Origin of the sequence: Candidatus Liberibacter sp. (assembly GCF_014048425.1) — a bacterium.
GTDB lineage: Bacteria > Pseudomonadota > Alphaproteobacteria > Rhizobiales > Rhizobiaceae > Liberibacter.
Map to the genome: position 1 here is coordinate 11,895 of NZ_JACETX010000008.1, position 25,290 is coordinate 37,184.

Below are 25,290 nucleotides of genomic sequence, written 5' to 3' on the forward strand. Positions count from 1 at the left end.
CAAAAATCCTCAAGCAAAAAACCGAACAGCACGTTTTAGAACTTCAATAAACTTATCAGATTCCTCTCGAGTATTATACATCGCAAACGAAGCACGACAAAGATAATCTACCCCTAAAAAATCTAATAAAGGACTTGCACAATGCGTTCCAGAACGAATAGCTATACCCTCTCCATCCAGAAAAACAGATAGATCATATGGATGAATATCCCTCAATCGAAATGAAATTATTGGAGAATCGTCCGATGAAACACTGAAAAGCCGCAAACCATCAATCTCTTTTAAATGAGACATAGTATATCGTGCAATCTCTCCTTCATATGCGAAAATAGCCTCTCTATTGAGGGATTCCATGTAGTCCAGCGCCATCCCAAATCCAATAGCCTGAACAATGGGGGGAGTTCCCGCTTCAAAGCGATGAGGCAAATCAGCGTAAGAGACTTTATCCTTCGTCACCTCAGAAACCATTCCCCCACCTCCCATAAAGGGTTCCATAGCATCAAGACGATCTCTTTTTCCATATAAAACTCCTATACCAGAAGGTCCATAGAGCTTGTGACTCGTCATTACGTACCAATCACAATCAAGATTTTGCACATCAAGCGGAAGATGAACAGCTCCCTGACTTCCATCAACCAAAACAGGAATATTGCGTTCGTGTGCAATACGACAAATATCCTTGATCGGAACATTGGTTCCCAGTACCTGAGACATGTGTGTAATAGCAACCAGTTTGGTACGCGCAGTCAAACATTTTTCAAATTCATCAATTTGCAAGCGACCCTGTTGATCAATAGGAATCCAAACAAGACGAGCACCACAGTTTTGACGTAAAAAATGCCATGGAATCACATTGGAATGGTGTTCCATAATTGATAAAACTATCTCATCATCCTGATGAACATGCGACATACCCCATCCATAAGCGACGGCATTAATAGCCTCAGTAGATGATCGTGTAAAAATAATTTCTTGTGGAGAGGACGCTTTCATAAAACGACAAACTTTGGCACGAGCATTCTCATACGATTCTGTCACTGCATTCGACATAAAATGCAATCCACGATGCACATTCGCATATTCATGGCTATATGTATGTACTGCGGAATCGATAACTACTTTTGGTTTTTGCGCAGATGCAGCATTATCAAGGTAGATGAGTGGATTTTTATGAACACTGCGAGACAATATAGGAAAATCTTTTCTTACAGTTTCAACATCAAAAATCATATCTTAGCCAATCCATGAAAACTATTATTTAGCCAGGAAAAAACAACTCTTTCCAAGGATTCCTGCAGCTCTTTATCCTCAAGATCTCTCAGAATTTCGACAACAAATCCACCAACAAGCATAACACGCGCCTGATTCTCTGGAATTCCTCGCGCCATGAGATAGTAGAGATGTCCGTGATTAATATCAGAAACAGTTGCGCCATGACCACATTGCACATCATCTGCGAAAATTTCTAATTCTGGCTTCGTAGAAAAACTTCCTTTATCGGAAAGCAAAAGAGTGTTAGAAGCCATAGACGCATTAGTCCTCTGTGCGTCAGAGGCAACACATATCTCTCCTTGAAAAACACCATTAGCCTTGTTTAATACAACATTACGAACTACTGCTGTCGAGAGCGTATCCTCAACTTTATGACGCAAAGACATTGAGAGATCATTATGCGTCAAGTCCTTTAATAAATTAATGCCTCGTAATATAAATTCAGAACCTTGACCTTCAACGTCAACAGATATTTCTCTTCTGACAACTCCTCGCCCAGCATTTACTACAAAAACTTTCAGAGAAGAATCTTTTTCTAAAGAGACACGTAACTGTCCTAAATGTGTATCCGCAAAACCTTGCTCTTGTACGATAATCCAAATAACTTCTGCGCCACTACAAATTTTTACATCTGAGATAGATGTTACTAATGAGGGAGAATCCGTGTGCGCTATGTAACGTTCAATAATCGTTGTTTTAGATCCAGCACCAAATTTAATGGGGTAACGAAGGTGCATATTTCCACCACACTGCACAGATTGCAATTCAATAGGACTATCAAGTTTACATCCTTCAGGAATATTGACTTCATAACCATCCCGTACCAAGATCGCATTAATGTGGCTAATCGCATCATGCTTATCAAGCGGCTCCAAACATATAGATTTTTCTTCCCCATTATTCAGAAGATGCGAAAAAGGACGAACTTCTATGCCCCTTGCTTGACAAGCAAGATCTTTCTCCTGACCAATACGTAACCTTATACTATTATTGCCAACGAGACACTTGTAATCATATTCAAACGGATTCTTTGTCTCCTCTTGCGTAGGAAATGTTTTGAGAATCCTTTTTAAATCTGTGTAGTGCCAACTTTCGACACGACGCGTCGGCAAAAGACCTTGGACTCGAAAATTGTGCAATAAACGCTCTCGAAACGCCGCAATGAACTGATTTGGAGAAGAATCTCTACAAACTTTTTCACAAATCTGAAGCAATACGTTTTCTGCTTCTGTAAAATTCTCCACACCCTACCTCTTTTCACCTGCGTCCGAAAAAACTTCTTCCATAAATCCAGCATAACCGTTCTTTTCAAGATCTATAGCAACGCTGGCATCTCCAGTTTTAACAATCCTGCCATCACAAAGGACATGTACAGTATCCGGTTTTACATAATCCAAAAGACGCTGGTAATGAGTAATAACAAGAAAAGAACGATCTGAACTACGCAAGGAATTCACTCCACGAGCAGCTACCTTCAAAGCATCAATATCAAGCCCAGAATCAGTCTCATCAAGAATACATAAACTCGGGTTTAGCAAACTCATCTGCAAAATCTCGGATAACTTTTTTTCCCCTCCAGAAAAACCGACATTAAGCGGCCGTTTGAACATATCCATGTTTATTCCTAAATCGCTGGCTACTTTTTTTACACGACGAATGAAGTCAGGGGTTAAAAGCTCTTCTTCTTGACGTGCCTTGCGCTGTTCATTCATTGCAACTTTCAAAAATTGCATCATCACAATACCCGGTATTTCCACCGGATACTGAAAAGCAAGAAAAATACCTTTCGCTGCTCTCTCTGCAATGTCCATATCCACAATGCTCTCACCCTTATAGAGAATATCTCCAGCCATTACTTCATAGTCCTTGTGCCCCGATAAAATATATGAAAGTGTCGATTTTCCAGAACCATTTGGTCCCATAATTGCAGCAATTTCACCGGGATGAACCTTGAGATCAAGCCCACGAATAATCTCAATATTCTCACCTACAACTTTTGCGTGAAGACCTCTTATTTCAAGCATTTTTTCCCACTTTATTTAAATATTACCAGACAAAGTACAACAACATCCGAACCCATCTTCTATCCGACCGATCCTTCTAGAGAAATATCAATTAATTTTTGCGCTTCTACAGCAAACTCCATAGGCAACTTCTGCAAGACTTCCTTAACAAATCCATTGACAATCAATGCTACAGCCATCTCTTCAGGAATACCTCTTTGCAAGCAATAAAATAGATGTGCATCAGAAATCTTTGAAGTTGTTGCTTCGTGTTCTAGGTTACAAGAGGGATTTTTTGCTTCAATATAAGGAACTGTGTGAGCACCACATTTATTCCCTATCAACAAACTATCACACTGCGTAAAATTACGGGCAGAATCAGCTCGACGATGCACTGAAACCTTTCCTCGATACGTATTGCTCGAAAACCCAGCTGAAATTCCCTTAGAAACAATACGACTCGTGGTATTCTTGGCAAGGTGGATCATCTTGGTGCCACTATCTATCTGCTGATGACCGTTAGAAATTGCAATAGAATAAAATTCTCCACAAGAATATTCACCTCGAAGGATGCAAGATGGATACTTCCAAGTAATAGCTGAACCAGTTTCTACCTGAGTCCAGGAAATCTTTGATCTCTTACCTCGACAATCCCCACGTTTCGTAACAAAATTATAAACACCGCCCTTTCCCTGCGCATCACCCGGATACCAATTTTGCACAGTAGAATATTTAATCTCGGCATCATCTAACGCAATCAATTCAACGACAGCGGCATGCAATTGATTTTCATCTCGTTGCGGCGCTGTACACCCTTCCAAATAAGAAACATAAGAATTCTCTTCAGCGATAATCAAGGTACGCTCAAATTGCCCCGTATTCTTTTCGTTAATTCGAAAATAAGTCGACAATTCCATGGGACAACGAACTCCCTTCGGAATATATACAAAGGAACCATCCGTGAAAACAGCTGAATTCAAAGCAGCATAAAAATTATCTGATATCGGAACAACCGAACTCATATATTTCCTAACAAGATCCGGATACTCACAAATCGCCTCCGAAATTGACATAAAAATAACGCCTGATTTCTTCAATTCTTCCTTAAAGGTAATTACCACCGATACTGAATCAAAGACTGCATCAACGGCTACCTTAGAGGTTTGCACTCCTGCCAGGATCTCTTGTTCTCGCAAAGGAATGCCCAATTTTTCGTAGATTCTAAGCATTTCCGGATCAACTTCATCAAGAGTCATAGGACCAACAAAACTCTTAGGAGAGGCATAATAATACAGATCATTGAAATCAATCTTGGGATATTTAACACGAGCCCAAACAGGCTCTTCCATTTTTAACCAACGTCGATATGCACCAAGTCTCCACTCCAGCATCCATTCCGGTTCATTTTTTTTGGCGGAGATAAATCGAACTATATTCTCATTCAAACCCTTGGGAGATTTGTCAACTTCAATATCCGTTACAAAACCGTATTTATATTGATCAACATCAATCTTGCGTACTCGCTTTACTGTATCTTGTACCGCTACCACCCATAATCTCCAATATACGCTAAAACAACAAGTCAAGTCCTAGCACTAAAATTCCAAGCACAGCCCCCCTATGCCGAAATTAATCTGCTATAATAAAACGCTAAAAACACATCTTCTATAGTTTTTGCATCATGCACTCAATTATATATAATCCAGAAATACGTTAACACAATCCACTGTCATTTCCAATCTCATTAAGATGAATTTCGATGAACTGTTCTATTCAGTGCCTTTAAAAAACTATCAACATCTTCTTGCGTCGTTTTAAAGCCCAAAGAAACACGTAGAGCCCCCTGGGAGGAATCACAACCCATCGCAGTTAAAACATGATTTTTTTTCAGCTTTCCTGATGAACAAGCAGCCCCAGCAGAAACAGCAATACCTTCAAGATCAAGCGCAATCTGCAATACTTCCGCTTTGATAGATGGTATAGTAAAAAAACAAGTATTAGAAACACGCAATGCATTTCTACCATGTATGGTAATGTCTGGAACCAATATCCGCAAGCCCTCTTCCAAATAATCTCGCAACTTGGAGATAGCCAAAGAACGTTCCTGTATATCCTTTCCCATCACCTTAACGGCGGCGGAAAACCCACAAATCGCCGCAAGATTTTCCGTCCCTGCACGATATCCTCTTTCCTGATCTCCTCCTCGTAACAGGTGATTTGGCAACATATTTTCTTCTCGAAACACAAGAGCTCCCGCCCCTACAGGAGCACCAATTTTATGTGACGAAAGGATCAAAAAATCGGCTCCTATCGTCTCTATAGCAATCGACATCCGTCCTGCTGCCTGCACAGCATCAACAACTAGAATTCCTTCATGTTTTTTGATAATTTTGGAAATTTCCCTTATTGGCTGAACAACACCCGTTTCATTGTTAACCAACATAACAGCAACCATAGGAATTCCCAAAGAAGGATTCCTCTTACTCAAAAGATCAGAAAGAGCTAATAGATCAACTATCCCTTCTGGCAAAACTGGTATTTGGTGAATCTGGTCCGGAAAAAATCTCCCCCCTGTATATACAGAGGGATGTTCTATAGCTGAAACAAATAAAGATCTTATCTTTATTTGCTGACGTCCTTTATAAAAATCCGGCGTCAAAACAAAATTAGCAGCCTCTGTTGCACCACTTGTAAAAATCACATTTTCGGGTTTTGCACCACAGAAATCCGCTATATCACATCGAGCTTCTTCGATATGAAGCCGCACCTTTCGTCCCTCCCGATGTACAGATGATGGATTTCCGATAAGCTCCAATGCATTCACGAAAGACTGCCGAGCTACATCAAGAAGAGGAGATGTCGCATTCCAATCAAGATAAACTCTATCAAAACAACATTTTTCTCTTTGTTCAAACACAAATTCAACCTATATCTGTCTTGAAAAAGAATCAATAGTTGCCTTATAATTATCATCTAGATGATAATTATAAGAAAGTAGGGATATTACACTATTTTATACCCTTTTTTCAAAATTTTATCAAGAGACCAAATCTAGTCATAATTCGTTTCAAACTTTTCCTCATGAGGTGATATATTTCTATGCCTGAAGTAGTTTTTAATGGGCCATCGGGTCGCCTTGAAGGACGTTATCAGCAGTCCAAAAATATCAGTGCTCCTATTGCATTGGTTCTCCATCCCCATCCGCAATTCGGCGGAACAATGAACGACCCTATCGTTTATCAGTTGTTCTATATGTTTCAGAAAAGAGGATTTACAACTTTAAGATTTAATTTTCGAGGAATAGGACGAAGCCAAGGTGTTTTCGACCACGGCGAAGGAGAATTATCTGACGCCGCATCGGCGCTTGATTGGGTGCAAAGTCTTAATCCTGAATGTAAACATTGTTGGATTGCTGGCTATTCTTTTGGAGCATGGATTGGAATGCAACTTCTGATGCGCCGTCCTGAAGTCAAGGGATTTATATCTGTTTCTCCTCAACCAAAAACGTATGATTTTTCTTTTCTAGCTCCCTGCCCTTCGTCAGGTCTTATTATTAATGGAAGCGCAGATAAAGTTGCAATTCAATCTAATGTCAGAGAATTGGTTGAAAAGCTCATGAATCAAAAGGGAATCCTTATAACCCACAAGGTAATCCCTGATACCAATCACTTTTTTACCAATAAAATTGATGAACTTATTGCTGAATGCGCCGATTATCTTGATCGACGCTTGGCTGGAGAACTTGCTCCGAATCCCATTACCAAACGCCTGCGCTGAAAACAATAAATATGGCACTACAACCGCCAAGAGGTCACAATCAATAATCATAACTTTGATCCTATGGATTATGATGGATGGAGTAGACGATAAGCCAAAATATAGCAACAAAAGGACGGATTAAGTCGTTGGCTCCCACTATCCTGTCAATACCTATTTTCGGCTTATGCGATTCAATCTTATCCATTCATATAGGCGTATCCGATGCAAGCTCTTTAAGAGCAAGATCATCTTCGCTTTGAAGTCTTCATATTTCAACATGTTGCCGGCTTACATACAAATCAAAGACAGAAAGAACAAAGCGGAGCAGAAATCTAAACGCACCACCTAGAGAAAAAATATCTATCATTTCGAGAACCAATACTTAATACTGAAAACATAGTATACAAAATAGTGGCTATTGATGTTAACACTAATCTACCTTGATTGATCCAGATCTAGACCGAAATATCCTGAGCTATCTTGATCTATCCTAACCAGTATCTGATTTTTTCTATGCAATGGAAAAATTCTAAAGCTTCCAGTATTTAGTCAGATAGTCGCCGTATTCAGCCAATGTGATATTTGTTGCTATTCCCAGCAATAAGCCGGACAGCAAAAGTTTTATTTCGCAAGCATTGCAGAGAGGCGCAATTTCTGTCGTGATACCCCATTCTATCTTGATGTGTTGACACTTTGATCTTACGACCCCTTCATCAACCATGATTTTGAACTTCTTAATATCATTTTTGTGGAAAGGTGAAAAATTCCGATAACCTACGAATTCAGGAAAATTGCAAATAATAATTCGCATAGGATATTCAGCATCATATCATACTCGCCAGAAAATCAGGAGATTAAGCCTTCGATAAAATAATACTCCCATTTAAATTTCTAAAAGGAAAATATCCCTAGAAAAGCAGTATCTGCAAATTTCACACCACTGCAAAAAAAACATTGGGAATCAAATATCCAATCAATAAAAACTTATTCTTCCTTAAAAATCGTCAAAGGTTCATGTCTAAAAGACATCCTAAAACAAATGTCTAACGTCAATCAAAAAATATCAAGCCATATCACCAATCATAATACAATAGGCTTTTATTCTGTCTGATTTCTTCAATGGAAAGGAATAGCCATATGAACCAAAATGATATATCTCCCTTTTCTTATGCAAACCTTGTTCTGATTTGGAACTATGGAAAAAGCATAACCATTAGAATAAAATACTTCTTATAAAACGGATGTTACCCGAAAAAACTCCTAATACCTTCTCCCCAGCTCCAATCCTAATACTTTCTCCCTATTTTACGGACAAAGATCTTTATAGTAACCAGATCAAAATACGAATTACTGCAATAGATTCTTGCTTTAACAAATATCTTAATTGTATTATTCTGAATGGAATCATACAATTGCGTCGCTATTTTATCAATGTATGAAACATAAAGCCACGCTTTATATTTTACCGAAAGACAAGGTCTTACAGAAAAATAGATAAACAAGAAAGTATTTTCAATACTCTTGCCCGCTTCTCAACAAAGGGTTGCTTTTAATCCCGAAATACGAAGGAAAAATTATGGTTGAAGTACCTCCTATCGCCGTTATCATGGGAAGCCAATCCGACTGGAAGACCATGAAACATGCAGCTGATATGCTAGATAAGCTGGAAGTGGATTATGAGGCTCGAATTATTTCAGCACATCGCACCCCTGATCGATTGGTGGATTTTTCTAAAAATGCACGCTTCGAAGGATTCAAGTTAATTATTGCTGGCGCTGGTGGCGCCGCACATTTACCTGGGATGGTCGCCTCTATGACGTCCATTCCTGTTTTAGGGGTTCCAATGGCATCACAGGCATTTCATGGATTTGATAGCCTTCTATCTATCGTACAAATGCCTGCAGGTGTACCTGTTGGCACAATGGCCGTTGGTTCAGCAGGCGCGATTAATGCCGCTCTATTGGCAGCAGAAATCCTTGCACTAAACGACGACGATCTTGCCGAGCGCCTAGATGAGTGGCGTACCCAACAAACACTATCAGTATCTGAATATCCAAAGGATGTTTCTCTATGAATCGAAAAACCATTGGTATTATTGGAGGCGGACAATTAGCACGAATGCTATCTATGGCCGCTGCTCGCTTAGGTTTTTGTGTGATTATTCTGGATTCCGATGCCGACTGTCCAGCAAATCAAGTTTCCAATCAACAACTTGTGGCAAGTTATACCGATACGAAAACCCTAGATACTTTTGCCAATCTTTGCGACTACGTGACGTATGAATTTGAAAACATCCCCGTAGAAACAATCTCGTATCTTTCTACCCTTTTGCCCGTATATCCATCAGCTAAAATAATCGAAATTTCTCAAGATCGTTTTGATGAAAAGAATTTTTTCAGAAGCTGTGGTCTTATTACAGCGGATTTTCACCAGATTAACTCACAGGAATCTCTTTTGAAAGTTCTTGATAACTTTAAAGGAAAAGCCATACTGAAAACCCGTCGCATGGGATACGATGGAAAAGGACAAAAGATCTATAATCACACTGATTCCACGCAGAATCTTTACAAATCCCTCGGCAATGTTCCTCTCATTCTAGAATGTTTTGTGAAATTTAAATGTGAAATCTCCATCATCGCGGCTCGTGCCCTTGACGGATCTATATGTTTTTATGACCCAATAGAAAACACGCATGTCGACGGGATATTGCGTAAATCGATAGTTCCTGCGAGTATTAGTGAAGAAACAGCTTCTTTCGCTCGCAATGCCATAAAAAAAATTTTAAATACACTGGAGCATGTCGGCATCCTTTGCGTGGAGTTCTTTGTCACCGTCGACGGAGGAATCATAGTTAACGAAATGGCTCCGCGTGTACATAATTCTGGTCACTGGACTGAATCTGCCTGTACCGTTTCACAATTTGAGCAACATATCCGCAGCATTACCAATCTTCCCCTTGGAAATCCCACCCGACATTCAGATTGTGTGATGCATAATCTTATTGGTTCTGAGATTAACCTATTGGAAAAATGGCTAAGGTGTAATTCTTGTTTTATCCAAGTTTATGGAAAATCAAAAGTAGTTCCTGGACGAAAAATGGGGCATGTTACGCAAATCTATCCCAAAAGTTATCTATAAAAATATGTCCTGCAACAGGATATAACAATCGCAAGATTTCTCTACTTCTGTTGACTTTACAATTAAAAAATGTTACCGATCCTTGGTTGATTTTCCTTTTGGAGTACTGGTTATGAAAGTAAGAAATTCTCTTCGAGCACTCAAGTCGCGTGATCGCAAAAACCGCCTTGTTCGTCGTAGGAACAAAGTTTATATTATCAATAAGGAAAAACCGCGTTTTAAGGCACGTCAGGGATGACGTCATGTTTTTTGAAAAACCTTTTAAAACAGGGTTTTCATTAGTTAATCCTTGCATGCATTCTCTGTGTATTAGACAATAGATAGATATCTGTTTTTATAAACGGGGAATAAGATTAGTGTTTAACAGGGAAATATCATGAAGATTTCTCTATTGAAACTGCTTTCATTTCTTTTTATCCCTCTTCTTGATCATGGATAATTTTCTGTGGTTCTATCTTCATATCGAAAGGTGAGTTTCTGTTTTTTACGATAGTAAAAAACAAGATAATCAAGAGAGACATCAGTAAACCGCAAAAAATTGAGGCGATCATATCTAATGCAGGACGCTTGTAGAGTGCGTATTTCCAAGTTCCTATAAGTGACGCACAAACAACAGTGTATAATACAATAAAAACAATAAAACCGCTTATCGGAAAATCACCACAAACTGCGTGAAAATCGAATATTCCCATCTTTCCCTACCTGAAAATTACAATTATAACTGGAAGTATAGAGGATTGTCTTTTTTTAAAAAATAGAAGCATCCCATTCCAGAACAAAATATAAAACAAAAAATAAGAGATCTGAATTAGTAATATTAATATGCATTAAATTCCTAAGTATAAATTCATAATAAAAGAGAACACTGTCCAAAATTATATTCGTACGCGTATTTTCCTTCGTGCAGAGGATGCCAAAAAATAATTTCTTCCAAGTTAAGTTTCTACGTATTAATGCGATATACATCAAATATCTCAATATAAACGCATGATATAAATAAGAATATATACAGATCGCAATAATCTTATAAGGAGATATACAATACGCATAATGTAATTTAGTAACCACTTGAAAAATTTATTATAGAATAATTCGAAAATGGAGAAAAAGAGCATGGAAATACGTATGGAATCCCACAAAAAATCACCTAAAAACGAACGCAAAGCACTTCTCTAGAAGAGAAAAAAGCATTTGCAGCAATAGAAAACTATGGCTAAATTGCGATATAATCATTTTTAAGCAAAAATCGCTCTCTCGATTCTCTGTGAAAAATAGAGTCACTACACGATAATTATAACATAAGAAATTTTATTTCCAATTTCTCATTCAAAACATAACTATTCGTATATAGATCCCCTTATAAAATCATGACAGATAATAGCATCTCAGAAAATTAAAAAAGTAAAACTTGCACAATGACTTAAAAGTGAGAATTGTTCTCCTCTCTAAATATTCTCCAAGGAAACACGAGTCTTTCGAAAAGTTTTACAGGAAAATATTTCAAAAAACTTTCTAACAAACGAAAAAGCAACGAAGAAAACTTCTAAAATACAGAAATCATACCAAGAAATTATTTCTTGTATATCAAAGGAATATTCCAAAGCACCCAATCATCAATATCGCACTATTATACCAATGATTTTCTGGAGATTTTAAAATTGAATTCGAAAAAAATACAATGCATATGGCAAAAAGAATCCCAATATTTTTTGGAAATACTTTATGAGATACCTCATAACGAAAGAAACAATTTTCTCAAAAAAGAAGTTTAAGCATGTCACTTCTCATAAAAGAAACCTAAGTGGTACTTTTTGATATATTCATCCCTCTTGCAATCCATCTAAATATCTATAATAGGAAAAAACGAGGAAAAATTTTGCTACTGCACAAGAATATTGAAAAACGAACGAAGCAAACAAAGAAACACATCCTTTCATGGATACACTCTCATAGCAAAGCGCACCCTTCCCCACTAAAAAACTCTGAGAAATCCCTTAAGAGATGCGATCAGATCCCTTTTCCAGAAAACAATAAAGACTCACGACGGCTTCCTTTCTTGAAAAAATTTTTTAAAAAATCTCAATTCACTTGGCAGAAGAGAAAATAAATTCTTCAAAGTAAAAATCAAGTTTCTTGTTTTGCTTGTTTGATCGTTAGTATGATGACATAAAGTATATAGAATATTTGCACGCATTCTTGACCAAATCGAAGGCTGGAGACTGAGTTAAGTTTATAATTACTTGTTGTAATTTGATTATGTAAGATTTCTGTTTTGTCTTGCTGTGCATCATATATCGACAACGCAATAATTCAAGGTAATATCCATGAATAATCAGATTGGCAAAGATTCTGAAAGAGGTGATAAATCAACTCTGCGCGGCTTGTTTTCTCAAATCATAGGAATGTTCAGAAAAATTATATCTCGTTATTTCCTATATATATCTATAGCGATAGGATATCTCATCGTTTTTGCATGGATATTTTCGAATGCATTGTGGTTTCAGAAAGGAATGCATCCTTCGCCAATATTTGTTACGCGCAATCCCATATCTCATCGCATTATTTTGGGTATGAAAAACAATCCAATAAATACCTCTCAGGAAAAAGTTGTAACTTTTAATGTTGAAAAATTAGCAGACGACTATGATGCTATTTCGTTAACTCGTCAGTCTTTTTCCGAGAAAGATATTGCTTTGCTGAAAGAAATACAAAACAAATTGAAGCAACATGGTCTTTATGAAGGATTGCCTGATGGCAAATTGAACAATCATACTATAGAAGCGATCCTCTCTTTTCAAAAAAAAATAGGTATACCCTCTGATGGCGTTCCGAGTGATTTGCTTTTAGATCTTTTGCAAAAGAGCGAGAGACAACATATTGTTTCTAGAGAAAAATTATTTAAACGATCTTCCCCTATTAGCTCGAATCTAAAATCTTCGTCGAATGATTCGATTGCTAATCTTATTAAAAAATCCGAAAAAAGAGAATTTGATGATATCTCAAAAAAATCACAGGATCATAATTCGATTGATACCAATCTGGTTAAAAAAATCCAGAAAGGTCTTAGAAATATGGACTATAATAATGTTAATATAGATGGCATAATCGATGAAAAAACGCGTAAGGCAGTGCGCAATTTTGAGTTACGTTATCACTTGCCTGAGACCAGCAATCCAAGCCAAAGAGTTCTGAGAAAACTTGAGCAAATAGGGGCATTATGATTCCCTTATTTTACCCATCAGTGATTCAATTGTTTCACTTTCAAGATGCTTGGTTCGTTTACCATCGTATTTTTATATTTTGCCTCAGCGAACGGAATTCAAAACGTAACGAATAATCCTCAATATTTCCAGTATAGATTTTCGCAACTCTTCAGAAAAGAAAATCTCTATCCCGCAGTCCTCAAAGTTTTTGATATTTCTCGGTTACATGCCTTTTTACCATTCTAGATTTCAATATACCCTTTTTAAGGCTTTTTATGTGAAGACAAACTATATCATTGCTCTTTCTATCTGGTAATGTAACGACTTTATATCCTCATCCTCTAAGGTAGAGATATAAAAATATATTCTTATATTTTGCAATACTTCCTATAAAGGCTTTCCTTACTTTCAAAGAGCTTGCAAAAGATTTTGCCAAAAAATTTTCTCGGGAAAAATCCATATCTTTTATCTCTTTTAAAAAGACAAAGCAGGATTGGAACGCAAGGACACTGATGTATTATTTTCTGTCCCTTCGTTTTTGAGAACATAAAGGATAAAATAATATAGGCTTAAATTCATAAAAGACAGATTCACAAACAATAGGATTCATAATCTTATAGAGATTTATGCGATCTCTAGTCGCATCCAGAAGAATCAACCAAATTCTCAATTTTGACAGGATATTGAACAGAAGATCCCTTTTCAAGGTAGAAAAACTTATCTTCAAGTCAAGAGCCAATCACTCTATTAATGGAGACCCCAAATCTCTTTTCATATTCAACAATTGCAACACGCTTCTGATTGAGAAGATATAGAACGACTTCTGACATCGTATGCACAGTAATATTACACGCAGTACATTGCAGCAAATAATCTTCTATACTTCTCAGGAACACTCAGCGCTTTTGTTCAATATTTCAGATTAGGATATGGATATCACAGCATTTAAGACATCCTGTACATGTCCACTTACCTTCACAGGACTCCATATTTTGGCGACGATCCCTTGAGTATTAATAAGGAAAGTTGTCCTTTTAACTCCCATGTATTTCTTTCCAAACATACTCTTCTCTTTCCAGACGCCATAGGCAGTCAAAGCAATTTTCTGTTCATCCGCGACAAGAATAACGGAAAGATCGTGTTTCTTACAAAATTTTTCGTGACTTTTTATAGAATCTGGAGATACGCCAATGACTATAGTTGACCTTTTCTCAAAATCATCTTTAAATTTACTAAAATCTATCGCTTCAGCAGTGCAACCGCTTGTATCATCTTTAGGATAAAAATAAAGGATGACTTTTGATCCTCTTAGTTTAGATAAGCTAATATCGCTCCCAGTAGTACTGGGCAGAGTGAAGTCAGGAGCTTGGAACCCTATGTCTACAGATTGGTTTATCATTAATAATTTATTCCTTTTTTTATCAAGTGCAAAGATGACTCAAAACTTATCCTATCATCAAAACCAGGCTCGTCCATGATATTTAGATCCTAATGCAACCGGTTTTGATAGGTTTTTCTTTAATAAATGATTGTGAGAAACCTCTTTAAATAAGTCCTAACATGGGATCTTATCGCTAAAATATTCTATATTAAAGTTAATAAAACTTTATAATCAATAGCTTAATATTATTAGCAAAACTCTCTACACGTATTCTTCTTCCCTAAAAAAGTACATCCAAGCACAAAAATATATTTTTGCGATTCCTGAACTTTATCCTAAATACTTTATGAACCAAATACCAAGCTTGATGCCCACTTGATGCCCATCCCTTATGTGTATTGATCAATATCAAAATATTAAATGAATCGTACTAGATCACGACATAAACATGATTGAGCAAAGTAGCTTATTCGGAAAAATTTTATACGCACTTACAAACCATAACGATCAAAATTATCGCAAGGAAATCCTATTCTTTGAAACACAGGAAACGCAGAAAAAAAAACAATAAGATTTTCCTGAAAATATTACTAATAGTTCATCATTATACGTTATAACAACATGGCATATTTCTATCCTAATAACTCATTTGTGATAACAATATTTTTTAGTTAACAAAAAGTAAAAAAACTCTTCCAAAAATCATTAAAATGCTTTACGTTGAAAGGGAGATCCAAATCCGATTTATAAGAAAATCTTTCATAATAACTTTAGTAAAAATTGTAGTATTGTTGTTAGGAAAAAAATGCTTAGATCCGCCGAAAATATTTACGGGCAAGATAGAGGATGTTGAGCGAGAATGTTTTTCATTGCTAAAAAAATTTTTTGGCTATCGTTGGTATTGGTTATTTTATCAACCTTATATCCAGGAATTCCATCCGAAACAACAGAAGATTATTCCAAAACCGAAATACAAGATGTGATTGCAGTCACAACCGGCGCACTTGGTTACGCAGGGAATATATGTCATGAAAAGCCAGAGGTATGTACTCTTGGCACCCAAGTCTTTTCTAACTTCAAAAATCGTGCTCTACGTGGTGCAAAAGTTGCATACGAGTTTATCCAATCAAATTTGAGCGCAATGGAACAATCCCTTGAAGGAAAATTTGGCTCCGAAAAGATGAAAAATGACCTTCCCTTTTCTCCCTAAGAGAAAAAATTGGTCACTTATTCTTAATGATTCAATCAAGCCACAAAATCCTCAAGTCTTTATAACGGACATGATGCTAAAAGAACTTCGCCTATTAACAGACGGATACGCACAATTAAGGAAGTATCGCAGAAATTGGATATGATCTAGCATGTCAACGAATTGAAGAATGACTTTGACGTTCAGAAACCGCATTAGTGTTGCTTTTGGATATATCTAATGTCTTTAAAAAAATATTCATGAATATATCGCTAAGACCCCCATGATTATCATCACAGTAGATGCTATAGTTGTTCTAGCCATCCATCGCGTCTGCGTGGTGAGCATTTCATTTATATCTTCTCTACTTTTAGAAAGTATTTCAACCGTTTCTTTTTTAAAGTTAGCATTGCTAAGAATCATCTTTCGGGAAAAAAAGAACTTCCTTTCGAATTCTAAGCTACAAAATCTTGAAAAGATGTACAAAATTTTATTGATGACGTTTTGAAATGAGATGCATTAATGAGAATTTTTTACCCGAATTACAACAAAAATACGTGATTTTCGCATGTGCTTCTTCTATACTCACTAGGAAAATACAAGCTTTATTCGTCTACGTATATCCGAGAAAATTCGCACATATTTTGCAAATAGATAACCGCCAGTTCTCTCTTTTTCAGAAGCATTAATATCAAAAAACAATAAAAATCACTCTATCTCAACCTCATTTAAGAATGAGAAAAGAAGGAAAGAAATATCATCCTCCTATATCCTCTTATACTTATGTAGAAAAAGCTTAAGTTAGAGATCATCCTAATGAAAGGGATCTGTATTTTACTGGTAATAAACGAATTTTATTGTGATTTTCATTCCGAATGTCCCTTAGTATGTTCATCACAACCTGAGTCACATTATTTTGCCAAGCAGCACCACTATTACTAGTACTTATTTCATAATAATACGGCTTACCACTACTGACATTGGCAATGTTACTGGTACTGGCACAGTGTTTTAAAAAATTTCGATCTTCTTCGGATGGATTAATCCCCAGAGTCAAGAAAGACACCTTTTTCTTTATATCAAAACAAACGTCTTTTATAATTTGTGGATCGTATGGCATTATGCTTTTTGGCTCAAAATTCTTAGCAATAAAAATAATGTATTTATTACGATGTTTAAAAGAATCATTGCTTGATCCACAAGAATTATACTCTCTATTTTGTTCTTGTTGCATGTTCATATGATTCAGAGCATGATATATCGCTGTTGACATAGGATGGTCTGGCCTTCCTCCTGGCAGAGTCACACCTAAATAGTCAGATAGTGTGCTCTTGAGAGATCGGACTCGGGCATTGAACTTGATCTTGATCGGTTTAAAATGCAACTGCTTGAATTGAATCTTCTCCCACAAAGCATCCATTTCCTCTTTTTTACTTACAGAAAAAAAGCCTTTTTTTGGAAAATAAAGCTTTGCGTATTCAGATTGGTTATCAAGAAATCTGTTGTATAGTTTTCCTGCATACGGATGAAAAGACACACATTTATTGAGTGCACGGTTATTATCATCTCCATAGAGGAGTTTTTGTAAAATCATTTCTTTCGCTTGTTCTTCTGTTCGCTTTTCATTGTCCTTACCCTGTCCATAACCATATACTATCGAAATCCAAGTAGGTTGCTGTTCAAACTTCGCCGCCTCCTCTACAGAAACCTCCAATCCTCCTCTTAATTTTGACAACGCCCCCCAAATGAAACTTTGAGGCAATATTTCATGCTTGACACTTATTCCGATATAAAAATTATCGCCTTCTACTAGAGAGCGTATACCAGCTTGATTCGCAATAAAATCTATCTTCTCTGGAGTCAAATAATGGTTTCCAGAAGCACTATCAAACTCAAGATTTTGACGGAGTTTTTGGCGGATATACGAGATTCTTTTTTGTTTATCATCTCTAAAATCATCCCTGAAACTTTTGGGCATATTATAGATCGTATTATGAACAACCTCTTTGAAGAGGTCCTTCTCTCGCATCATATCCGCAACACCTAGCGCCAAATCACTGATCGCCAAAAAGCTAGAAAATAATAACGCCGTAACAATAAGAACAACACCTTCATCGCATTTCTTTAAATGACGAAGTCGCGACAGAAAAATTTTTTTTCGAAACATTATTTCAACCTAAAATAAAAAATATAACTTAGTGAAAATTGATATATAAAAAATAACCTGTCTTAAACAATATATAATTATTTTCCCAAATCAAGAATATTTTGGAAATAATGTTTTGAATTGAGAAAATTTCTATTAGCTACCACAACACACAATACATGGTTTCGTTCATGTTAGGTCTTAATAAAATGCAGAATCCAATATTAACTCACTCTTTTTCCAAAATCCTGATTTTTCATTAAATCACATCCGTATCTCATATTTTTTCTAAAGAGCTTTTTAACTGTGGATGTTTCTAGAGCCTATCTGTCCATAAAAAGTTCATCTTTCATATCTTGACAAAACGATCTTTTTTGCACATAACTAGAAATGGTAATTGATTTTTATCATGACTGATTCATATAGTAAGATAAGGCGGCAGGCGCTGTATTATCTTAGTCTTTCTTGATAAAATCGATTTCCAGTCCCTTGTTTGGTTGAGGGATAATAAATTTAGTTTAAGTTTGAAAGGATGTTAGTGGTGTCTAAAAGGGGTACAGTTAAGTGGTTTGACGATCAGAAAGGATATGGATTTCTGGTAGCGGAAGATTGTTCTCAAGGTGAAGGTGGTGACGTTTTTGTACATATGACCGCTGTTGTAAAAGCCGGCTTGTCTACCCTCAAAGAAGGCGATGTTATTTCCTACGATTTCGTGAGAAACGAACAAACTGGAAGATTCTCTGCAGAGAACATTAAAATGGAAAAAGAAAAATCATCATAAGGTCTTTTAGGTTACTTTTTCTATCTTTGTATCTAGGAGTATTTTATGATTAGGGTGCTTATTGCATTAGGCATGCTCCTAATATAAGTTGTAAGTATGATCTTACTGGAAAAATTCCTTGGAATCCTGGGGATTTTTATTTTTTATTGTGGAATTGTCTAAAAATCAAAAACTTTGATTTTGTCAATGCAAAGTTTCAAGGCTTGCTGTGATTATGTTTGAAAAACTGACAATTCCACATTTTCATGCTGTATTATCCTTTATATCCTAGTATTTTATTTGAAAATATAGGCAGAGTTATCTTTGGATAACTAATTGTTTTCGTTCTATCTATCTCTTGGCGGGGAATCCAGTTGGTGACGAAAAAAGACCTTTTAGGCGTATTTTAGATTTGCAGTTATCTGTAATTACATACTAAAAATATCCTCCACGCGGCAATCATTTATTGCTTTCTCTATTGTTCAAGTTTTTCTTATTATGTGAGAGAGCGTCTTGTTCCTTTTAAACTCAAAGACTATGGTTTTATTGACGGTGCAAAAAGTTCTGCCTGAAAGATAATTTTCTTTGGGATGGGTTCTGACTTTCTTGCGTGTGCGAAGAAAATTAGGAAAGGGTATATTTTAAATGCCTCAAGGTGTAAGTTTACTATTCCCGGACGGCTCAGTTAGGCATTTTCCCTCTGATGTAACAGGATATTATGTTGCCGAATCTCTATCCAAATCTCTTGCAAAAAAGGCGATTGCCATCGCATTTAATGGCAAGATATGTGATCTTTCTGATCCAATACAAGAAGGTTCGGTTGAAATCATAACACGTGAAGATCCACGAGCATTAGCTATAATTCGTCATAGCTGTGCTCATATTATGGCTGAGGCAGTACAGAATCTTTGGACTGATACCCAGGTAGCAATTGGCCCAGTGATAGAAAATGGCTTTTATTATGATTTTAATAAAAAAGAGCCATTTACTCTAAGTGATCTTTCTAAAATTGAAAAGAAAATGCAGGAGATTATTAGTAAGAATTCTCTTTTTTATAAAGAAAAATGGTCTCGTAATCAGGCAAAAACAGTTTTCTCGTCTCGGAATGAAGACTATAAAATTGAAATTATCAACAAAATTCCCGCAGAACAAGATATGACTATTTACCATCAAGGAGAGTGGTTTGATCTATGTCGTGGCCCGCACGTGCGTTCAACAGGACAAGTTGGATTATCTTTTAAATTAATGAAAGTAGCTGGTGCTTACTGGCTTGGAGATAGCTCTCGCCCTATGCTTTCTCGTATTTATGGTACCGCTTGGAGATCCAAAGAAGAACTGATGCAATATCTGGATTTTCTTGCAGAATCCGAAAAGCGTGATCATCGAAAAATTGCCCGAGAAATGGATCTTTTCCACTTTGAGGAAAATGGACCAGGAGTAATTTTCTGGCATAAAAATGGCTGGAAAATTTTCCAAACGCTTATAGCTTATTTGCGCAGAAAAATCCGCGATGATTATGAAGAGATAAACACCCCTCAGGTATTAGATAAATCTCTTTGGGAAAAATCAGGTCATTGGGATTGGTATAAAGAAAACATGTTCTCCGTGCAATGCGCTAGTCCCAAAATAGAAGACTTACGTTCATTTGCACTCAAGCCTATGAATTGCCCAGGACATGTTGAAGTTTTTAAGCATGGTCTTAAATCTTATCGTGAGCTTCCTATTCGTTTAGCAGAGTTTGGATCTGTATACCGTAATGAACCCTCTGGAGCCTTGCACGGGTTAATGCGTGTCCGCGGATTTACGCAAGATGATGCACATGTTTTTTGCACAGAAGAGCAGATGGCAGACGAATGCCTTCGAATCCATAATCTCATAGTATCGGTCTACAAGGATTTTGGATTTAAAAAAATCACGGTCAAACTTTCTACTCGTCCCGAAAAACGCGTTGGTTCTGATGAATTATGGGACGAGGCTGAAAATATCATGAAAGACGTCCTAAATACTATTGAAATCTCATCTAATGGGGATATTCAAACCGGAATTTTACCCGGCGAAGGAGCGTTTTATGGTCCAAAATTTGAATATATTTTAAAAGATGCCATTGGTCGTGACTGGCAATGTGGAACAACGCAAGTTGATTTTAACCTTCCTGAACGGTTTGGAGCATTCTATATTAATTGCAACTCTGAAAAGCGCCAACCAGTTATGATACATCGTGCTGTGTTTGGCTCTATTGAACGCTTTATTGGTATTTTAATCGAAAATTTTTCTGGACGCATACCGTTATGGCTATCACCATTACAAGTAGTTGTAACAACAATCACTGCATCTGCCAGTGATTATGCTAAAGAGGTCACAAATCTTTTAAAAAGTCACGGATTGTCAGTTGAAACAGATCTACGAAATGAAAAAATAAACTATAAAATTCGGGAACATTCTGTAAAAAAAATTCCCGTAATCATTGTCTGTGGAAATAAGGAAGCTGATGAACGTTCCGTCAATATTCGCCGTCTTGGCTCGCAAGCACCAATAACTCTCAGTCTTTCGGAATCTATCAAGATGCTAACACAAGAGTCTCTTCCTCCTGATCTAGCAGAAATAAACAAAACATCGTAAAAAAAAATTTAGAGTATTTTTCACAATACAATGCCCATGGTTTAATCACATGAATATCTAAAAATAGAGCAGTAATAACCGTCAAAAAAAGCAACCTTCCGAAGTGGCATATAACGTATCATACAAGCAACGCTCTCCGAAAAACTCAATCCTAACTATTGAGATTCAGTAATACAACGAAATTCCATCCCGAATAGAATCAAACGATTGACTAATAATTGTTCTTATTGCATCAGATACCGGCAATTCATAACACATTGCACGTATAATTATATCCAAAGAATTTAGAAACTTTTCCAATAACTTAGCTTATCTACATTTTATTATGTACTTTAAAAACATACGATGAATGTATTAATTTAACTAAAATGGATAAAAATAATAGGTAAAATTAAATGCTTAGCCATTAATCATCTCGTTTTATAATATCTATTATTCCATTCAACTTTTCCCCAAAATCTTTTTTAACCTTGGGATTTTATACTAAATCATGCTATCTAAGAAAGATTGTTTTCCTTATAAGGGAATTATTCTTTTATAAAATATATTAGGATATCATTTTATATTGACTATTAACTTTTTTTTATTGCCCCTCTTTCAAAGAAATATAGTTTTGATTTTTAAAACAGGAAATTTTTAAAAATATAACTCTTATTGTAAAATTTAAGAATATGATACCTAGAGAAGTTCCAATTTATTTTTTAAGATCGCTTAATCATAAGTTTTTCGGAATAGACCATATACTCAAACACAGATGTAATATTCAACAAAATCATGAATCATCCTTTATCGCAAAAATTTAAAATAGCCATAGCACAACTTAACACAAATGTAGGAGACATTGCTGGCAACCTTGCCAAGGCGCGTCAAGCTCGCAAACAAGCAATCCATCAAGGAGCAGATCTTATCCTTTTTACAGAGCTATTTATATCAGGTTATCCCTCAGAGGATTTGATCCTTAAAAAAGATTTTGTACAAAAATGTTATGAGGCAATTAATTCTTTAAAAAACGATACTCTTGATCATGGACCAGGAATTATTGTCGGATTTCCTCGTCAAGATAAGGACAGTATTTTTAACTCAGTAGCAGTTCTTGACACAGGCAATATAATTGCTATTCGCGATAAAATTAATTTACCTAACTATGATGAATTTCACGAAAAACGCATCTTTATACCTGGACATATCAATGATCCAATTCAATTTAGAGGCATTTCAATTGGTGTTCTCATTTGCGAAGACATCTGGAAGGACTCAAAAATTTGCAAACTTTTAGCCAAAAAAGGAGCAGAAATTCTCTTGGTTCTCAATGCTTCTCCTTATTGCCAAGATAAATTAAAAATACGTCATAAAACTGTCTTCAAACAAGTTGTCGCCACACGACTACCAATAGTTTATGCAAATCAAATTGGCGGACAAGATGAACTCGTATTTGATGGCGGAAGTTTTTGCTGGAACTCCAATCATCAATTGGCTTTTCAGATGAAACAATTTAAAGAAGAATGTTCGATTACTAACTGGATATACGATACAAAATTCGGCTGGTATTGTACAACTACATCAAAGGCATATCTCCCTGAATGTGATGAAGCTAATTACAATGCTTGTGTTCTTGGCTTGCGCGATTATATCAAAAAAAATGATTTTCGTAAAGTTATCATTGGACTTTCAGGCGGCATTGACTCCGCTCTTTGTGCAGCAATGGCTGTTGATGCTTTTGGAAAGGAACATGTACAAACAATCATGCTTCCCTATATATACACATCAGCCCATAGCTTAGAAGACGCTGCTTCTTGCGCAAAAGCATTAGGTTGTCAGTACGATATTTTGCCCATTAAAGGTATCGTTGATAATTTCTTTTTCATGATGTCACAATTTTTCAAAGAAAACATAGACGGCATCGTCGCAGAAAACATACAAAGCCGCATCAGAGGCAATATCTTAATGGCAATTTCTAATAAATTAGGGGCAATGTTAATAACGACTGGCAATAAATCCGAGATATCCGTTGGATATGGCACACTATATGGCGATATGAACGGTGGATTTAATCCCATAAAAGATCTTTACAAAACAGAAGTCTATAAACTGGCATCTTGGCGTAATTCTCACTGTCTTCCTGAAGGATTAGGCCCATCTGAAAAAGTGATTCCAATCAGAATCATCGAAAAAGAGCCTTCTGCCGAACTTCGCCCCAATCAAAAAGATCAAGATTCCTTGCCACCTTACTCTGTTCTTGATGACATCATCAAATGCATGGCTGAACATGAAATGCCTGCAGTAATGATCTCACAAAAAGGATATAGCCCCGATATAATCCATCAAGTAGAAGATCTTTTCTATCGCTCTGAACATAAACGCCGACAATCTTCTCCGGGAACCAAAATCACTCCCAAAAGCTTTGGTCGCGATCGCTTATATCCCATTAGCCATAAATTTCGCAGCAAAGGGGAAAATCATCCTATCTTAACCAGACCCGCTGATCTCGCAAAACACGATGAATTGCATCTAGATTTTTCGAATAATACACCGAAAAAAACAGAAATATAATTAAAAAAAAACGAATACCACCGAATATACCGCAAGAATCTTTTATAGCATTTTAAAGTTTTAATTATATAGGATCATATATAAAAGTTTCTATTTCACACCCTTGTTTTTCAGAAAAATCCCATAGATCATCAATGATCTCATCAAACTTATTGATTCCCATAATAGAATAACTTTGCCTTCAAAATATTGAGCATCCAGAACGACTTTTTAGGGGATGCAATGGATAATCAGAGGGGTATTCATTTCTCAAGATGAGATAAAACCCTATTTATGGCGAAACCATAGGCTTTAGTCCGTTTTGAGCACAAAAATCCAAAAATATTTTCAAAACGTTGCGATGTGTATAGGAAACCTCTTCACTATTATAATCGGTAAAAGCACAGATTACCTGTGAAGTGTATCTATTTTCCAGGGAAAACCGCTAAGAAAAGATACGTTCCAAATCCTACGAATTCTTACAATGTCTACTTACGTCAGCCCAATACATCCCAAGAGATGAAGAACACCGAAAGAATCCTATATAAGCTTAGATTTGTATTCAAGGGAGCTATTTATCGAGATTTAGTTGTAATATCTATGTCCATTTCGATATTACTAAAATTTTCAGCAACTGCCAATGCTACCATATCGACAATTCCTCTTGCAGTAATTGAAGGAGACAAAACATACGCTGGCAACGCTGCTCCTAATAAAATAGGTCCGATTTGCAAACCGTCCGAGATTGACTTTGCAATTCCCAAAGCAATATTTGCAGAATCGATATTAGGAAAAATTAACAGATTAGCCTCGTGAGTAAGAGATGTATTTGGCATAGCACGCCTGCATAAAATATCGGAAAGAGCGTACTCTCCTTGCATTTCCCCATCAATTTCCAAATCAATTTCCAAATCTGCGGACATCCTGCGTATCTTACTCAGGGCTTCACGCATCTTTAAAGAACTTTCTGTATCACGCGAGCCGAAATTAGAATGAGATAACAAAGCAACACGTGGAATAATGCCAAAAGAACGCAAAACCTTCGCTGCCATTACTGTACTCCCCGCTATTTCTTCCGATGATGGATCGAAAGAAACGTGCGTATCAGCGAAAAATATCGTTTTACCTTGCATAATGAGCGCACTCAGCGCTGAATAATTACGTATACCGGGTCGTTTCCCTATAATATCACTTATATGTGTTAAGTGATTTTCATAATGACCTTTAAGCCCACATATTATCGCCTCAGCTTCACCACGCTTAAGCGCTAAAGCGCCAATCACCGTAGGAT

At 36.4% G+C, this 25,290-nt stretch carries 20 protein-coding genes; 9 read left to right on the plus strand and 11 right to left on the minus strand.

Going from position 1 to position 25,290, the window contains the following annotated elements:
* Positions 1-9 precede the first annotated feature (9 nt).
* From H0G72_RS01775 to H0G72_RS01795, 5 genes are all read right to left on the minus strand, one after another.
* Positions 10-1,230 carry a SufS family cysteine desulfurase gene (locus H0G72_RS01775; RefSeq protein WP_182017014.1) on the minus strand — a complete coding sequence of 407 codons (1,221 nt, stop codon included), beginning with the start codon at positions 1,228-1,230 and terminating at the stop codon, positions 10-12.
* Positions 1,227-2,516 carry a Fe-S cluster assembly protein SufD gene (gene sufD / locus H0G72_RS01780; protein ID WP_182017017.1) on the minus strand — a complete coding sequence of 430 codons (1,290 nt, stop codon included), beginning with the start codon at positions 2,514-2,516 and terminating at the stop codon, positions 1,227-1,229. The genes H0G72_RS01775 and sufD overlap by 4 nt, the downstream gene beginning before the upstream one ends.
* Before the next feature lie 3 nt (positions 2,517-2,519).
* Entirely contained in the window at positions 2,520-3,296 is a 777-nt protein-coding gene (sufC, locus tag H0G72_RS01785) for a Fe-S cluster assembly ATPase SufC (protein ID WP_182017019.1), read from the minus strand.
* Between the two features lie 59 nt (positions 3,297-3,355).
* The gene (gene sufB / locus H0G72_RS01790; RefSeq protein ID WP_182017021.1) at positions 3,356-4,825 is read right to left on the minus strand and encodes a Fe-S cluster assembly protein SufB; all 1,470 of its coding nucleotides are present in this window, start codon (positions 4,823-4,825) and stop codon (positions 3,356-3,358) included.
* 194 nt (positions 4,826-5,019) lie between these two features.
* Positions 5,020-6,192 (minus strand): cysteine desulfurase family protein, encoded by a 1,173-nt coding sequence (locus tag H0G72_RS01795; RefSeq protein WP_182017023.1) that lies wholly within the window; start codon positions 6,190-6,192, stop codon positions 5,020-5,022.
* 182 nt (positions 6,193-6,374) lie between these two features.
* Here H0G72_RS01795 and H0G72_RS01800 point away from each other — a divergent pair, with 182 nt between their 5' ends.
* Complete coding sequence (locus H0G72_RS01800) at positions 6,375-7,052, plus strand: alpha/beta hydrolase (RefSeq protein ID WP_182017025.1); 678 nt, start codon at positions 6,375-6,377, stop codon at positions 7,050-7,052.
* A 511-nt stretch (positions 7,053-7,563) separates the two neighbouring features.
* On the opposite strand, the gene H0G72_RS01805 is transcribed toward H0G72_RS01800, so the two are convergent.
* A complete protein-coding gene (locus tag H0G72_RS01805) occupies positions 7,564-7,755 on the minus strand; it encodes a hypothetical protein (protein WP_182017027.1) in 192 nt (63 codons plus the stop codon).
* An 855-nt stretch (positions 7,756-8,610) separates the two neighbouring features.
* Between H0G72_RS01805 and purE the strand changes: the two genes are divergently transcribed.
* The 3 genes from purE (at position 8,611) to ykgO (ending at position 10,410) form a co-directional block, all read left to right on the plus strand.
* A complete protein-coding gene (purE, locus tag H0G72_RS01810) occupies positions 8,611-9,108 on the plus strand; it encodes a 5-(carboxyamino)imidazole ribonucleotide mutase (RefSeq protein WP_182017029.1) in 498 nt (165 codons plus the stop codon).
* A complete protein-coding gene (locus H0G72_RS01815; RefSeq protein ID WP_182017031.1) occupies positions 9,105-10,172 on the plus strand; it encodes a 5-(carboxyamino)imidazole ribonucleotide synthase in 1,068 nt (355 codons plus the stop codon). Before purE ends, H0G72_RS01815 begins: the two co-directional genes overlap by 4 nt.
* Before the next feature lie 112 nt (positions 10,173-10,284).
* Entirely contained in the window at positions 10,285-10,410 is a 126-nt protein-coding gene (gene ykgO / locus H0G72_RS01820; RefSeq protein ID WP_182017033.1) for a type B 50S ribosomal protein L36, read from the plus strand.
* A gap of 175 nt (positions 10,411-10,585) precedes the next feature.
* On the opposite strand, the gene H0G72_RS01825 is transcribed toward ykgO, so the two are convergent.
* Positions 10,586-10,864 carry a hypothetical protein gene (locus H0G72_RS01825; protein ID WP_182017035.1) on the minus strand — a complete coding sequence of 93 codons (279 nt, stop codon included), beginning with the start codon at positions 10,862-10,864 and terminating at the stop codon, positions 10,586-10,588.
* A gap of 1,632 nt (positions 10,865-12,496) precedes the next feature.
* Between H0G72_RS01825 and H0G72_RS01830 the strand changes: the two genes are divergently transcribed.
* Positions 12,497-13,393: a peptidoglycan-binding domain-containing protein gene (locus H0G72_RS01830; protein ID WP_182017037.1), complete on the plus strand. Its 897-nt coding sequence runs from the start codon at positions 12,497-12,499 to the stop codon at positions 13,391-13,393.
* Positions 13,394-14,103: 710 nt separating this feature from the next.
* Here H0G72_RS01830 and H0G72_RS06415 read toward each other — a convergent pair.
* Complete coding sequence (locus H0G72_RS06415) at positions 14,104-14,271, minus strand: hypothetical protein (protein ID WP_409049311.1); 168 nt, start codon at positions 14,269-14,271, stop codon at positions 14,104-14,106.
* Between the two features lie 26 nt (positions 14,272-14,297).
* Positions 14,298-14,774 carry a peroxiredoxin gene (locus tag H0G72_RS01835; RefSeq protein ID WP_182017039.1) on the minus strand — a complete coding sequence of 159 codons (477 nt, stop codon included), beginning with the start codon at positions 14,772-14,774 and terminating at the stop codon, positions 14,298-14,300.
* Between the two features lie 841 nt (positions 14,775-15,615).
* Here H0G72_RS01835 and H0G72_RS01840 point away from each other — a divergent pair.
* Positions 15,616-15,966 carry a DUF5330 domain-containing protein gene (locus tag H0G72_RS01840; protein ID WP_182017041.1) on the plus strand — a complete coding sequence of 117 codons (351 nt, stop codon included), beginning with the start codon at positions 15,616-15,618 and terminating at the stop codon, positions 15,964-15,966.
* A 787-nt stretch (positions 15,967-16,753) separates the two neighbouring features.
* On the opposite strand, the gene H0G72_RS01845 is transcribed toward H0G72_RS01840, so the two are convergent.
* Entirely contained in the window at positions 16,754-18,112 is a 1,359-nt protein-coding gene (locus H0G72_RS01845) for a hypothetical protein (RefSeq protein ID WP_182017043.1), read from the minus strand.
* Between the two features lie 511 nt (positions 18,113-18,623).
* Between H0G72_RS01845 and H0G72_RS01850 the strand changes: the two genes are divergently transcribed.
* The 3 genes from H0G72_RS01850 to H0G72_RS01860 all read left to right on the plus strand — a co-directional run bounded on the left by H0G72_RS01850 (position 18,624) and on the right by H0G72_RS01860 (position 24,020).
* Positions 18,624-18,872 (plus strand): cold shock domain-containing protein, encoded by a 249-nt coding sequence (locus H0G72_RS01850; protein WP_182017045.1) that lies wholly within the window; start codon positions 18,624-18,626, stop codon positions 18,870-18,872.
* Between the two features lie 624 nt (positions 18,873-19,496).
* Positions 19,497-21,470, plus strand: a complete 1,974-nt coding sequence (thrS, locus tag H0G72_RS01855) for a threonine--tRNA ligase (RefSeq protein WP_182017047.1) — start codon at positions 19,497-19,499, stop codon at positions 21,468-21,470.
* Positions 21,471-22,244: 774 nt separating this feature from the next.
* Positions 22,245-24,020: an NAD+ synthase gene (locus H0G72_RS01860; protein WP_182017049.1), complete on the plus strand. Its 1,776-nt coding sequence runs from the start codon at positions 22,245-22,247 to the stop codon at positions 24,018-24,020.
* 554 nt (positions 24,021-24,574) lie between these two features.
* Here the strand turns inward: H0G72_RS01860 and H0G72_RS01865 are convergent.
* On the minus strand, positions 24,575-25,290 hold a 716-nt coding region (locus H0G72_RS01865; protein ID WP_259345093.1), incomplete at its 5' end, for a phosphate acyltransferase.

Excerpts from the sequence above, each read along its gene's own strand:
- H0G72_RS01815 (WP_182017031.1), top strand. The coding sequence starts at position 9,105 with ATGAATCGAAAAACCATTGGTATTATTGGAGGCGGACAATTAGCACGA.
- H0G72_RS01830 (WP_182017037.1), top strand. The coding sequence starts at position 12,497 with ATGAATAATCAGATTGGCAAAGATTCTGAAAGAGGTGATAAATCAACT.
- H0G72_RS01840 (WP_182017041.1), top strand. The coding sequence starts at position 15,616 with ATGTTTTTCATTGCTAAAAAAATTTTTTGGCTATCGTTGGTATTGGTT.
- H0G72_RS01835 (WP_182017039.1), bottom strand. The coding sequence starts at position 14,774 with ATGATAAACCAATCTGTAGACATAGGGTTCCAAGCTCCTGACTTCACT.
- H0G72_RS01825 (WP_182017035.1), bottom strand. The coding sequence starts at position 10,864 with ATGGGAATATTCGATTTTCACGCAGTTTGTGGTGATTTTCCGATAAGC.
- sufC (WP_182017019.1), bottom strand. The coding sequence starts at position 3,296 with ATGCTTGAAATAAGAGGTCTTCACGCAAAAGTTGTAGGTGAGAATATT.
- H0G72_RS01860 (WP_182017049.1), top strand. The coding sequence starts at position 22,245 with ATGAATCATCCTTTATCGCAAAAATTTAAAATAGCCATAGCACAACTT.
- thrS (WP_182017047.1), top strand. The coding sequence starts at position 19,497 with ATGCCTCAAGGTGTAAGTTTACTATTCCCGGACGGCTCAGTTAGGCAT.
- H0G72_RS01805 (WP_182017027.1), bottom strand. The coding sequence starts at position 7,755 with ATGGTTGATGAAGGGGTCGTAAGATCAAAGTGTCAACACATCAAGATA.
- ykgO (WP_182017033.1), top strand. The coding sequence starts at position 10,285 with ATGAAAGTAAGAAATTCTCTTCGAGCACTCAAGTCGCGTGATCGCAAA.
- H0G72_RS01775 (WP_182017014.1), bottom strand. The coding sequence starts at position 1,230 with ATGATTTTTGATGTTGAAACTGTAAGAAAAGATTTTCCTATATTGTCT.
- H0G72_RS01800 (WP_182017025.1), top strand. The coding sequence starts at position 6,375 with ATGCCTGAAGTAGTTTTTAATGGGCCATCGGGTCGCCTTGAAGGACGT.
- H0G72_RS01845 (WP_182017043.1), bottom strand. The coding sequence starts at position 18,112 with ATGTTTCGAAAAAAAATTTTTCTGTCGCGACTTCGTCATTTAAAGAAA.
- purE (WP_182017029.1), top strand. The coding sequence starts at position 8,611 with ATGGTTGAAGTACCTCCTATCGCCGTTATCATGGGAAGCCAATCCGAC.
- H0G72_RS01850 (WP_182017045.1), top strand. The coding sequence starts at position 18,624 with ATGTTAGTGGTGTCTAAAAGGGGTACAGTTAAGTGGTTTGACGATCAG.